Genomic DNA, 12,338 nt, shown 5'->3' with positions numbered 1-12,338 from the left:
GGCGGATGTCGGCGCGATCGTCAGCGGGAAAAGGCAGCGATCAGGCGCAATCCGGCCACCAGGGTCGACTTGCGCCCACCATCGGCGAAGGCGCGACGGATATACTGGGCGTCGGGCTGGACCGACAGGAACGGCGCCACCTTGTCCTGATAGGTGAGTTCGACTCCCGTCTCGGCGGCATCGGCGGACTCACCCGAATCGCGGAGCATACGGCGGAACGCATTCGACAACCGGCCCTGCGCAAGACCGACCGACAGCTGGCCGTCGGGGCGCCCCGGAACCAGCCCGTTTGCGAGCAGCCCCAGCTGGAATCCGCCGCGGAACGGCGTCGTCCGCCCTTCCGACACGCCTGCGCGAAAGAACAGATCAATGCCGTGGTGCTCGTCGCCCGACAGATGCTGGTCGATCAGGACATAGGCCCCGGTCGCGGTCCGCCGGAGGGGCACGCCGCTGCCGTCGCACGCGGCCATGTCGTCCTGGTGCCGCGTATAGCGCCAGCCGCCGATCGCCAGCTTGCCGTTCGTGCGCGTCCCCGCCTCGGCGATCAGCAGCGCGCCGTCATGCATCCCGAAATCGATTCCCGCGGCATCGCCCAGCACGCCCGCACGCGCATTCACGACCGCCGCGCGGACATAGCCCAAGCTGGCGATCGCCACGTTTAGCCGCAGCGTCAACGCGGTCGAGGGAAAGATTGACGGTCCGTTGGGGCCTGTCGCCGCGAGTTCAGACCCGATGCCGAACGCCGGCGCGACCAACAGCCCCGCCGAATCATTCTGGTAGAAATCGACGTTCAGGTCGGACAGTCCGACCAGCAACGCCGCACGACCACCGGCAATGTCCTGCTCGACCCACGCCTCGTACAGTTTGGCGCGTCCCTTGGCGACTTCGATATTGTCGACGCCCTGCAACGTCCCCGCCAGCGTGTTGATCGCCCCGCCATGATTGCCCAGCAGATGCAGATGCGCGCGCGCGCCGCGCCAGCCCGCCAGCCGGTCCAGATCGCCGTCCGCGGTCAGCTCGGCATTGCCCAGCACGCGTGCGCCGCGCTTGTCCCCACCGGCGACGTTGCCCATGAGATCAAGGACGTACCGCCCCTCGACCGTGACGGCGCGGGGCGCGGATTCGGGTGCGCCGGACTGCGCGGCAGCAAGATGGGTCCAAGCCGCAGACAGTAAAAGTGCCGGCAGGGCAAATCGAGACACTGCCATAATATTCACGCGCCATCCTCCGGCCAATCGGCTTGTCCTATTATAGGAATGTAATTTTGCCCGAGTCCGGAAGAGGTCGCCGAAACATGTCACACTCAAAGTCCAGAGCGCGCGATGCGATGTCGCTGAACCGTGCCATCCGTATCGCAGGCGCGGCTCTGTTCGCGCTGATGCTGCTCTGCGGCGCGACCGGCATCGCCGCCGCCTGGATGCAGACCGCCGCGCAACACCGCCAGACGGCGGCGGCAGCGCTCTTCGCCAACCACGAAGGCGCGGACATGATGCACGACGCCATCCGCAGCGACGTGCTGGCTTCGTTCCAGGCCGCGGAGCCGGGCAGCACGCTCAAGAGCAGCGATATCCAGAACGACTTCCGCGGCCATCTCGCCGAGCTGCGCAAGGGCATAGCGGCGGACTCGGCCTATACCGGCGACGCCTCGGTCGCCGCGGTAACCTCGAAGCTGGCGGCGCCGATGGAGGCCTATGTCCAGTCCGCCGAACGGCTGATCGATCGCATCGGCACCGATCCCGGCGCCGCGCGCGCGATGCTGCCGGGATTCTTCGATCAGTTCCGCGGCCTCGAGGTCGCGATGGGTGCCGCGTCGGACGCGATCGAGGCGAATTCGCACCGGTCCGCGGACGATGCCGAGCGGGTCGGGCAGATCGCGATGATCCTTCTCGTCATCACGCTGGGGATCGGCATCGCAGGGACGATCGCGTTCGTGACGCTGGCCGTGCGCCGGGTCGTCAAGCCGATCATCGTGTTGGCGGAAACGATGCGCGAGCTCGGCGACGGGAATCTCGACGCCGAAGTGACGGGGGCGGATCGCGGCGACGAGCTGGGCGACATCGCCAAGGCGATGCTGGCGTTCCGCAACCAGCTACAGGCGGCCGAGGCGGCGAAACAGGCGCAGGCGGCGCTGATCGTCGACAGCCTGGGCACGGGCCTCACCGCGCTGGCGGATGGTGATTTGACCGCCAAGATCGATGCCGATCTCCACGCGCCGTTCACCGGACTCAAGGATAATTTCAACAGCGCTATCGACAGCCTGCGCGGATTGATCGGATCGGTCGCGCAAGGGACCACGATGATCAGCACCGGATCGCAGGAGATCGCGCAGGCGAGCGAGGATCTCGCCCGCCGCACCGAGGGCAATGCCGCCAGCCTGGAGGAGACCGCCGCCGCGATCGCGCAGATGGACCAGCGCCTGCAGGCGACCGCGGTCGCCGCCGGACGGACGGTCGAGCGCGCGGACGGCGCGATCACCACGGTCGCCGGCGGCCGCGAGATTGCCGACGAGGCGGTCCAGGCGATGACCCGGGTCAGCGAGAGTGCAAAGGGCATCGACAGCGTAATCGAGGGGCTCGACAAGATCGCGTTCCAGACGCGCGTGCTGGCGATGAACGCCGCGGTCGAGGCGGGGCGTGCAGGCGAGGCGGGACGCGGGTTCGCGGTCGTCGCCGACCTCGTATCCGCGCTGGCGATGCGCGCCGAGGAAGAGGCGGGGCGCGCGCGCGACCAACTGACCGCGACGCAGGCCGATATCGGCACCGCGGTGGAACGCGTGCAGCGCGTCGACGGTGCCTTGTCGGCGATCTCGGCGGATGTCCGCGGCGTGCACACGCTGCTCGCCGAGATCGCCGGCGACAACCGCGCGCAGTCGACCGCGATCACCGATATCAGCACCGCGGTCACCGCGATGGATCAGGCGACTCAGCAGAATGCAGCGATGGTCGAGCAGACCTCGGCCGCCGCGCGCAACCTCACCTCGGAGGTCGCTGCACTGACCGAACAGGCGGCGAAGTTCCGCATCGGCGCGCCGTCGGGACAGGCGGGCCGGTTCGCGAGCGGGTACGGGGGCGGCCGGGCCGCGCTTCGAGCGAACTCACCGCAGCGTGAGGCTCGGATGTCGACGGCGAAGGTCCCCGCCATGGCGGATGCCGGCGCGTTCGACGACGACGGGTTCGAGTCCTTCTAACGCCGCCCCGGCCGCCCGCTACGCCGCGCCCGACGCCTCTAGCAAGGCGTCGCGCGTGGCGATCAGCGCCGCGAGATCGCCGGTGGCGGTGCCGACCGACGCCATCGCGCGATCGAGCCGCGCGCGCGACACGGCGGACATCGGCGCGAGCCGGTCGGCGATCTCCACCATCTCGTCCATGCGCGCCCAGCAATCGAGCACCACGTCGCACCCCGCGGCGATCGCGCCGGCCGCCTTGTCGCCCGCCGTGCCCGACAGCGCCTTCATGTCGATATCGTCGGTCATCAACAGCCCGTCGAACCCGATCCGCTCGCGAATGATCCGATCGATCACGATCGGCGACAAGGTCGCGGGGCGATCGGCATCCCAGGCATCGAACACGATGTGCGACGTCATCCCCATCGGCGCCTGATTGAGCGTGCGGAACGGTTCGAGGTCGACCGCGAGCTCAGCATCGGTCGCGGTGACGGTCGGCAAGTGGTGATGCGTGTCGACCTTCGCACGACCATGGCCGGGCATGTGCTTGACGATCCCGACGACACCGCCCTCGGCCAGCCCCTCCAGCATAGCCCGCCCCAGTGCCGCGACGCGCATCGGGTCCGACCCGTAGGTGCGACAGGACACCGCCTCGGTCGTATCAGGCTGCGACACGTCGAGCAGCGGCGCGCAGTCGACGGTAATGCCGACCTCGCTGAGCATCACCCCCAGCGCCTGCCCGTTCGCGCGCGCCGCCTGGATAGCGGTCATCGGCGCGCGCTCATAAGCGGCATCGAACACCGGCCCCGCCGGAAACGCCGGCCATTCGGGCGGGCCCATCCGCGCGACGCGGCCGCCCTCCTGGTCGATCAGGATCGCCAGATCGTCGCGACCCGCCAATGCGCGCAGCGAATCCGTCAGCGCGCGAACCTGCGCGCGGTCGACGATGTTGCGCTTGAACAGGATATAGCCCGCGGGCTCGCAGTCGGCGAAGAACGCGCGCTCGGCGGCGGTAAGGACGGGGCCGGACAGGCCGAAGATGACGGGCTTCATGACTGGGTCCTAAACCGAAAGCCTGCCCTTACCGTGCAGCCGGGCAAGGGTCACCTCCCCGGCGCAGGCCGGGGCCCAGTTGGGGGACGAAAAAAACGAAGGATCGTCCGCCGTCACGACGGCCTTGCCACCTGGACCCCGGCCTTCGCCGGGGCGGCTTTGGCTCGCAGGCATAGGATCCGGGATATCGCTCAATAATCCTTCGACACGCGCACGTTCGCGCTCTGCCGCCCCAACGTCGAGATGCTCGACAGCAGCGACAGCCAGCGCGTGACCTGGAACTCGACCTGAGTCGCCGAATAGCCCTGCCCGTCGGTGACGATCTCCGCATACAGCCGGCGCGTGACGTATTTGCCCGCCGCGATCGACGTGCCCTGCCCAGTCTGCGGATCGGCGGGCAGGATTCGCAGCCGGTCGAGCCCGGCGGCGCGGCGCACCGCGTTGATCGGGTTCAGGCCGTTGCCGCCGCCCTGCAACGCCGCCACCGCCGCCGCCAGCTGCAACGCCTCGGGCGCGGACAGATTGGTGATCGAGGTGCCGAACAACAGCCGCGAGAGCAGCTCGTCCTCGGGCAGCGCGGGCGTGCTGGTGAAGCCGATCTCGGGTTTGAGCGCATAGCCCGTCACCCGGATTGACGCGCTCAGCCCCGTCGAATCCGCATTCGCCTCGATATCGAGCGCGGGGTTGGCGGGCACTTGCCCGTCGAAGCGGATGACGCCGCGCGCGAGTTCGAACTGGCGGCCGGCAAACTCGTAATCGCCGCGGATCAGCGTGGCGCGGCCGGTGATCGCGGGGTTTTCGGGCTGGCCAGCGATCTGGAGGTTGGCGGACCATTCGCTGGTCAGCCCCAAGCCGCTGACCATCACCTGGTTCGGCGCGCGCGCCTTGATCGCGAGTGCCCAGGGCTTGGCGGGCGTCGCGACTTCCTCGCCGCCGTCGGGCAGGTTGATCTCACGGATGTTGAGCTGCGGCACCGCGCTGGCGGCGGTCGCCTGGCCGAGGCGATAGCGGCTCTTGTTCAGCACCACGTCACCCGCAATCGTGCCGCCCGAGCCGTTCGACCTGAACGTCAGCGGCCCCGAGACGGTCGCGCCGATATCGTCGCGGTTGATCATCACCGCCTTGTCGGCCTGCAGCGTCAGGTCGAGCCCGATCCCCGCGGCGGCGGCGAATTCGAACTGGCCGCTGCCGGTGACTCGCCCGCCCTTGCCCGCGTCCGCGCCGAACCGGTCGATCACGAGCCGCGATCCGCCGAACCGGCCCGTTGCCTGCACGTTGGTGAGGACGGTGCCCGTGGTCGCGCTCTCGATCCGCGCGCCGTTCGCCTGGACGACCCCGCGCAGCGTCGGGTTGGCGAGCGTGCCAACGACGTCCGCGCCAATCGCGATCGGGCCGGACAGGTCAAACAATTCGACCCCGGTTAGGCGCCAAAGCGTGTCCGCCGGGCCGCTGTAGCGGAGTTGGCCGAACAACCGCGCGTTGCTGATGCGGGACGCAAAGTCCCCCTGACCGAGCGGCGCGAGCTGGGCCTGCGCGCGCCCGATCGTCTTGCCGCCCGACGCGATCACCGCGCGCAGGCCGAGCTTGTCGGGCGAGAGCACCGCCGCGACGCCGACGTCGATCGGTCGCGACGACAGGACGAGGCCGGCGCGCGCAAGACCGCGGATCGTCAGGTCGGCTTTGCCGGTCGGTGCCGCGCCGTTCGTGGTGGCAAGGTTAAACCGCCCCGACGCCGACCCGCTGAGCCCCAATCCGGGATAACCGATGTCGAGCACCGCGAGCGGCATCCGCGTCAGGCTCGCGTCGATCGCGGTGCTAGTCGCGGTGAAGCGGCCGCCGACCTGCGCCTCGCCGCCGCCGAAACTGAGCCTGGTCGGTGCGAGATGCCAGCCATCCTCCGCCTGGGTGACGACAGCCGGCGTCAGCAGCTTGAGCGGGCGACCATCCAGCGTGCCTTGCGCCGCGATCGCATAGCTGGTCGCGGTGACCTGCGTGACGCTCTGGATATCGAACGCGCGCCCGCGCGACCCCGCGATCGACGCGCGGATCGTGCCGACGCCGCCGCGCAGCGAGGCGCTGCCGTTGAAACGCGCAAGGCTGAGCGGACCGCGCCGCAGCCCAAGCCCCGTCGCGGTCGCCTCGATCGACGTGCCGGCAGGGTCGAGCAAGGTGACGAAATCGAGCTTGCCCTGGCGCAGCGCGACGGTGTCGAGCGTCGCGCTTTTGGCGGCGAGATGCCCCTCGATCCGCTGGATCTGGCCGACCGGGCGGAACAGGAGTTCGCCCGAGAGCCCCCCCCCGGAAACCACCAGCTGCCCGTTGAAGCCGCCATTGACGACCGCGACGCTGCCGCTCGCGCGCGTGCCGGCGACGTTCAGCGCGGCGATCTGGATCGTCGCCCCCGCGCCCGGTGGCAGCAGGATCGCGCCGTTGCTGGTGAACGGTCCAAGCCGCGATCCGCCCGCCGCGGTGAACGCGAAGCCCTGCGGCGTCGGGTCGAGATGCGCGCGGACGTTCGACAGCCCGAGCGTCGCGTTGGGGCTCGCGAACAGGAGGTCGAGCGTCGGCTTATCGATCTGGCCATCGAGCTTGAGCGTCACCGGACCGTAGGTGGCCTGCCGCCCGCCGCCCTCGAAGTGGAACGTCCCGTCACGACGGCGATAGCCGTTGCCGGTCAGCCGGATCTGCGGCGCGGTCAGCACCAGATTGGTGAAGTGCAGCACGCCGTCGGTCGTGCGTTCGAGATTGGTGGTGATCCGCGGCAACCCGCCCGCCAGGCTGCGGAAGAACGCGTTGTCGAGCCGCACCATCTGCGCGCTGCCCTGGCCGATCACGCGCGTGCCCTTGCGGTTTGGGCCTGGCACGACGCGCAACGTCGATTTCACGTCGACGATGCCGAGCCCGGGGATCAAATACCGGCCGAGCCCGCCATTGATGCCCACCTCGAACTGGCCGTTGCGCAGATCGACGATCAGGTTGATGCTGCCGGTGAGCTTGTCGGACCGCAGACGGAGCGCGTCGCCAGTGAGCAGCGTCGGCGTCACGCGAAGCCGCCCGTCGACCGACAGGTTGCGCAGGATCCCGCCCGCGACCGCGCCGACCCCGGTCACGCGCGCGGCGGTGAAGCGGATCGGCACCGTCACCGGCGCGGCGGACAGGCGCCCCTTGCCCGCGGCATGCGCATCCTCGAACCCGGTCTGGTCGAAGGCGAAACGGCGCGCGTCGATCCGGTAGTCGAACGCCGCGGTCGCGAACGGCCCGTCGAGGATCGCGCGGAGTTCGACCATCGCCCCGCTCATATTGTCGAACAGCGCGGGCGGCTTCAGCAACCGCGCCTTGATCCGCACCTCGCGATACGCGTTCGCCCCCAGGTCGACGATGCCCGTCGTATCGACCGCCAGCGCGGGCGTGCGCAGCGACAGCTGCCCCTCGAGCCGGCGGCTGGCGAACGTCGCGCTGCCCGCGACCAGCACGCGCGGTGCGGTCAGCCGCTGCAGCCGCCCTTTCAGCAGCGACGACGGCGCGAGCGTGCCCGACAGCGTGTAGCGCCCGGCGACCTGCGCCAGCGCGAGATCGACGACCCGGGTCGTGCCGATCATGCCGTTGGCGCGTCCGGTCCATTTGGCCCAGCTGCCATCGCCGGTCACCGCCAGCGCGACCGGGCCCTTGGCTTTGACCATCCGCGCGAGCACGCCGTTCGCGGCCCCGCGCGCCGCGACGTCGATATCGAAGCGATCGCGCGCCGGCTCGGCATCGATCCGCAGCTTCAGATCGTCGCTGCCCGCAACGCGCGCCTTCAGATCGACCAGAGCGCGACCCGAGCGGATGTCCGCGCGCCCCGCGACCTGCGCGACCCGCTCGGTCCCCAACACGCGCTTGGCCAGCGTCAGCCGCCCGACCGACAGCGTGCCGATATGGATGTCGAACTCGGGCAGGATGGGTCCGCGCGTCTTCGACGGCCGGGTGCGCGGCGTGTGCGTCAACACCGCGCGATCGACGATCAGCCGGCGGATCTCGAGCCGGTTCGAGAACCAGTCGAACGGCGACCAGTCGAGCGTGACGTTGGGCGCCGCAAACACGAGCCCCTCGAGATCATACACGCGCAGATCGACCAGCCGCGTATCGCCGTACAGCGATCCGTCGATCCGCCCGACCGTGAAGCGCAGCCCGTTGGCGGTCCTGATCGCCGCGATCCGGTCCGCGACGAAGCGGTGCCCGATATCGGTATCGACGATCAGCAGCGCCGCGCCCAGAATCGCGACCAGCCCCGCGACCGCGCCGACGATCCAGCGCCACCACCGCACGCCACGCTTGGGGGCGGGTGCCGCCTCGGTCAAAACGCCTGCCCCAGCGACACGTACACCGCGATACGGCTGTCGCCCGGCTGCGGATTGATTGGCGTGCCGACGTCGAGGCGGATCGGCCCGAAGTTCGAGTAATAGCGCACGCCGATCCCGGTGCCATATTGCAGCCCGGTGAACTTGGGCAGCGGCGAGGTATAGATGTTGCCCGCGTCGAGGAACGGCACGATGCCGAAATTGCCGAACGCCTTGATCCGCGCCTCGATCGAGAATTCGGTCAGGCTGCGGCCGCCGATCGGGTCGTTGTTGGGATCGCGCGGGCCGATCGACTGATAGCCATAGCCGCGCACCGACGCGCCGCCGCCCGCATAGAAGCGCCGCGACGGTGCCACCTGGTCGCGCGGCGCGCCGACGATCGTGCCGAGCCGGGTCCGCGCAGCGAGCACCACGCTGTCGCCGAACGGCTGGTAGACGCTGCCGTCGAACTGCGTGCGCGTATAGCCAAACACCGCGCCCTGCAGCGACACCTCGGGGCTGAGCCGCCCCCCGAGCCGGAAGCCCTTGGTCGGATTGAGCAGGTCGTCCGACCCGTCATAGTTCAGGCTGGTCGGCAACGCGCCGATAAAGAACGTCCGCCGCCGCGGATCGCCCGTCGACACGATGACGTCGCGCTCGTCCGACGCGATCAGCTCGGCCCCCGCCGACCAGGTCCAAGTCTTCTGGAAGAAGATGTTGGTCTGGCGCTCCAGGCTGCCGGCGAGCGAGAAGGTCTTGGCGTCATACGCATCGCGATTCGTGTGCACCCCCGACGCCTGGAGCGTGAGGACCCGGTCGCGCGCGTGGAAGTTGTTGCGCCGGAACACGATCGAGCCGAGCTGCTCCTGCGTCCCCAGCACGCCGCGCACCGTCAGCGCGCCCTCGGGCGGGAACAGGTTGCGGTGCGTCCAGCTGAGTTCCGCGCGCGCGCCCTCGCCGGTGCCATAGCCGAGCTCGCCCGCGACGGTATGCGGCGGCGCCCTGTCGAGCTTCACCGCGACATCGACGGTATCGGGCGTCGCGCCCTGCACCGGCTTCAGGTCGACCGCGGAGACGAGGCTGGTCTGGATCAGCGCGCGGCGAAGATCGTCGAGCTTGGCCGCATCATAGACGTCGCCGGGCGAGAAGCGCGCGATCTCCGCGACATGGTCCGCGCCGAACACGCGGTTGCCGGGCAGCGCGACGACCTGCCCGAACTTGCGCTGGCCGCCGGGCTGTACCGACAGGTCGAGCGTCGCGGTGCGAGTGGCGTGATCGACGACGATCGCCGGATCGCCGACCTTGGCGAACGGAAACCCCTCGCGGCCGATCTGCGTCGTCAGCTTGGCCTGCCCCGCGACGATCGCATCCGAATTGACCGGATCTGCGGGCTTCACGCCGAACGCGGTCACCAGCCCCGGCGCCTTGTCCCCCGCCGCGGCGATGCCGTCGATCGTCACGCCCTTGAAGGTGTAGAGCGTGCCCGGGCTCGCCGCGAGCACGACCATCGGTTTGGCGCCCGGCTCGACCCGCGTGACGACGGTGGCGTCGTAATAGCCCTCGGCGCGCAGCAGGCTGTTGAGCAGATCGGCATCCTCGCGCGCGCGGCGATCGAGTTGCGCGGCGTTGGCAGGCTGGCGATCGTTCGCGTCGAGCGTCGACAGCGCGGCAAAGCGCTGGCGCAGCAGCGTGTCGTTGATCCCGTCGATCCCGTCGATCCGCCACGCATAGCGGCTTTCGGTATTGGCATCGACCGCGGCGACCGTGGCGGCGGGATCGATCGGCGCAGACGCGAGATCGGGCCAGTCGACGCCGATATCGGGCAGCGCGGCGAGCGGCGAATTGGGGTCGAGCGACATCGGCGTGTCGGTGGGTGTGCGTGCCGGAGTCTGTGCCACCGCAGGCGCGGTTTGCGCGCCCGCGTCCGGAACGCCAACCGAGGACACGGCCCCGGCTGTTGTCAGAACGAAAAAGGCGGCGGCCGGCCCGGCTCGCCCGACGCGGAACACCATGTCCGGCTCCTAGCCGGGCTTGTCGTGGCGGAACAGTATGTAACGCCGTATTTCCGCCACGTTTCGTCGGCGCGACCGATTGCGCGCAGCAGGCGCCGATGGGTGTGGCTGGCATCGCAGGGTCGCCCGTGGCAGGACATGCCGATGGCCGATCCCACTTCCCGCGACACCCTCCCCCCCCACAAGGATCCCAGCGCCGCGGGCGGGTTCCTCGTCGCGCTCGGCATGCTGGGCGGCGTCGGCGTCGGCTTCGCGATCGGCCAGGCGACGCCGGGGTTCCTAATCGGGACCGCGATCGGCGTCGCGGCGGCGGTCTTGGTGTGGCTGAAGGATCGGCGGTAGGCCCCGGTACCTCCGCCCCCAGCCGTTCGTCCTGAGTAGCCGTCGAGTAGTCGCCGCAGGCGGCGTATCGAGACGGCGTATCGAAGGACAGGTTGGCGCATGAAACGCATGCTTCGATACGCGTCTTCGCAGCTACTCGGTCACTACTCAGCACGAACGGCGTGGGCTTAAGCCGCGGCCCTAACGCGGCTCGCGCATCTGCCAGACGACTCGGCCGATCACGACGATAGGCCCGTCGGGAACCGGCCCCGCCGCGCGATTGTCACTCGTCGCCACCAGCGTCCTGCCCGAGAGCGCCACCCGCTTCACCATCACCGCATCGTCAATCCGGATCACGTAAAGCCCGCCCTTGCTACGTGGCGTCCGGTCCGCCGTGTCGACCACGATGTGGTCGCCGTCGAACAGCCCTGGCTCCATCGACGTGCCGCGGACCCGGATGATCGCCGCCTGTCCGTCCTTCAGCCCGAGCCTGCGCGCGAGGCCGGGGTCGAGCGTATCGGTCCCCAGCACGATCTCGCCATCGACCTGCGCGCCCGGCCCCGCGGACGCCACGACGTCGAGCTTGCGGATCCGGAACGCTGCCACGCGATCGACCGGCGCGCCGAGAACGCCCTCGCTCACCCCGAGATACGCGGACAATAGTCGCCGATCGCGCTCGCCGAGCACCCGCGGCGACCCCCGCCGAACATATTGCTGGAGATAGGCGGCGTTGCGCCCGAGCATCGCCGACAGCGCCGCCAGACTGTCGCCGCGCGCCGCCGCCAGCGCGGCGAGCGCGGTTCTCGGATCGGGATCGGATGCGGTTTTCGACACCGCCGGATCGTAGCGTAGGAAATTTCCTAGACAAGTAGGATTTTCGGGAACAGATCAGGAACGCGAGACACAAGACTCGGGAGGAGCGACCGTGACGATTCTGGTGAAGATCGATCGATATCTGCGGCAGACAGGCATGCCGATGACCAAGTTCGGACGGCTGTCCGTCGGCGATCCGCGACTCGTCCACGATCTGCGCCGCGGCCGCCAGGCGCGCGCGCCGATGGTCGCGCGGATCGAATCGTTCATCGAAGGCACCGGAGCATGAGGATGGATACGCTCCGCGGCCCCGACGCCGGCACGCTGCTGATCCGCGGCCTGCGCGGCCATGCAGGCGCGGCCGGCGTGACGATGAACGTCGCGACGATCGCGTGCACGCCATGGGCGAGCGCGACGTTCGTCGGTACGCAGCACCAGCTGACAATCGTCGCCGAACCCGTACCCGGTCTTCGAGACTGGATCGGTTCGCTCCCCGATGCCGAGTTCTTACTACGCGGGCACATCGTCGCCGATCTGGCGATCGACCGCGTCGAGTCGATCGACGGCCGGCAGCATGCGACCCTCGCGATACTGACGCTGATCGATACGTAAACCGCTCGCGCGCTCGCCGTGGGGGGTGGACTTTCGACCGCAGAGACA

Annotated in this window: 9 protein-coding genes; 4 read left to right on the top strand and 5 right to left on the bottom strand. The window is 69.4% G+C overall.

Translation table 11 applies throughout. The annotated features are described in order from the left end of the window. Positions 1-20: 20 nt before the first annotated feature. Positions 21-1,208 (bottom strand): carbohydrate porin, encoded by a 1,188-nt coding sequence (locus C8J26_RS11245; protein WP_244185269.1) that lies wholly within the window; start codon positions 1,206-1,208, stop codon positions 21-23. A gap of 119 nt (positions 1,209-1,327) precedes the next feature. On the opposite strand from C8J26_RS11245, the gene C8J26_RS11240 reads away from it, so the two are divergent. After that, the gene (locus C8J26_RS11240; protein WP_244185259.1) at positions 1,328-3,187 is read left to right on the top strand and encodes a methyl-accepting chemotaxis protein; all 1,860 of its coding nucleotides are present in this window, start codon (positions 1,328-1,330) and stop codon (positions 3,185-3,187) included. A gap of 18 nt (positions 3,188-3,205) precedes the next feature. Here C8J26_RS11240 and C8J26_RS11235 read toward each other — a convergent pair whose 3' ends face one another. The 3 genes from C8J26_RS11235 to C8J26_RS11225 form a co-directional block, all read right to left on the bottom strand. Continuing rightward, the gene (locus C8J26_RS11235) at positions 3,206-4,216 is read right to left on the bottom strand and encodes a glycoside hydrolase family 3 N-terminal domain-containing protein (RefSeq protein ID WP_107958028.1); all 1,011 of its coding nucleotides are present in this window, start codon (positions 4,214-4,216) and stop codon (positions 3,206-3,208) included. Between the two features lie 191 nt (positions 4,217-4,407). Beyond that, the gene (locus tag C8J26_RS11230) at positions 4,408-8,553 is read right to left on the bottom strand and encodes a translocation/assembly module TamB domain-containing protein (protein WP_107958026.1); all 4,146 of its coding nucleotides are present in this window, start codon (positions 8,551-8,553) and stop codon (positions 4,408-4,410) included. Beyond that, positions 8,550-10,544 (bottom strand): autotransporter assembly complex protein TamA, encoded by a 1,995-nt coding sequence (locus tag C8J26_RS11225; RefSeq protein ID WP_107958024.1) that lies wholly within the window; start codon positions 10,542-10,544, stop codon positions 8,550-8,552. The genes C8J26_RS11230 and C8J26_RS11225 overlap by 4 nt, the downstream gene beginning before the upstream one ends. A gap of 144 nt (positions 10,545-10,688) precedes the next feature. Here C8J26_RS11225 and C8J26_RS11220 point away from each other — a divergent pair, with 144 nt between their 5' ends. Next, positions 10,689-10,886: a hypothetical protein gene (locus tag C8J26_RS11220; protein WP_107958204.1), complete on the top strand. Its 198-nt coding sequence runs from the start codon at positions 10,689-10,691 to the stop codon at positions 10,884-10,886. A gap of 180 nt (positions 10,887-11,066) precedes the next feature. Here the strand turns inward: C8J26_RS11220 and C8J26_RS11215 are convergent, their stop codons facing one another. Continuing rightward, positions 11,067-11,699 carry a S24 family peptidase gene (locus C8J26_RS11215; protein WP_244185258.1) on the bottom strand — a complete coding sequence of 211 codons (633 nt, stop codon included), beginning with the start codon at positions 11,697-11,699 and terminating at the stop codon, positions 11,067-11,069. A 91-nt stretch (positions 11,700-11,790) separates the two neighbouring features. Here C8J26_RS11215 and C8J26_RS20445 point away from each other — a divergent pair, with 91 nt between their 5' ends. Together C8J26_RS20445 and C8J26_RS11210 are read left to right on the top strand one after the other, a co-directional pair. After that, positions 11,791-11,967, top strand: a complete 177-nt coding sequence (locus C8J26_RS20445; RefSeq protein ID WP_165391799.1) for a hypothetical protein — start codon at positions 11,791-11,793, stop codon at positions 11,965-11,967. After that, positions 11,964-12,290: a hypothetical protein gene (locus C8J26_RS11210; protein ID WP_208631378.1), complete on the top strand. Its 327-nt coding sequence runs from the start codon at positions 11,964-11,966 to the stop codon at positions 12,288-12,290. Before C8J26_RS20445 ends, C8J26_RS11210 begins: the two co-directional genes overlap by 4 nt. The last annotated feature ends 48 nt before the right edge of the window (positions 12,291-12,338 follow it).

The organism is Sphingomonas aurantiaca (assembly GCF_003050705.1).
Taxonomy (GTDB): Bacteria; Pseudomonadota; Alphaproteobacteria; order Sphingomonadales; family Sphingomonadaceae; genus Sphingomonas; species Sphingomonas aurantiaca.
The sequence above is the reverse complement of the archived record's forward strand: the minus strand, read 5'-3'. Positions and strand labels throughout refer to the sequence as shown.

What these genes read in the sequence shown, in the direction of transcription:
- C8J26_RS11245 (WP_244185269.1), bottom strand. Translation starts at nt 1,208, where the DNA reads ATGGCAGTGTCTCGATTTGCCCTGCCGGCACTTTTACTGTCTGCGGCT.
- C8J26_RS11240 (WP_244185259.1), top strand. Translation starts at nt 1,328, where the DNA reads ATGTCGCTGAACCGTGCCATCCGTATCGCAGGCGCGGCTCTGTTCGCG.
- C8J26_RS11235 (WP_107958028.1), bottom strand. Translation starts at nt 4,216, where the DNA reads ATGAAGCCCGTCATCTTCGGCCTGTCCGGCCCCGTCCTTACCGCCGCC.
- C8J26_RS11225 (WP_107958024.1), bottom strand. Translation starts at nt 10,544, where the DNA reads ATGGTGTTCCGCGTCGGGCGAGCCGGGCCGGCCGCCGCCTTTTTCGTT.
- C8J26_RS11220 (WP_107958204.1), top strand. Translation starts at nt 10,689, where the DNA reads ATGGCCGATCCCACTTCCCGCGACACCCTCCCCCCCCACAAGGATCCC.
- C8J26_RS11210 (WP_208631378.1), top strand. Translation starts at nt 11,964, where the DNA reads ATGAGGATGGATACGCTCCGCGGCCCCGACGCCGGCACGCTGCTGATC.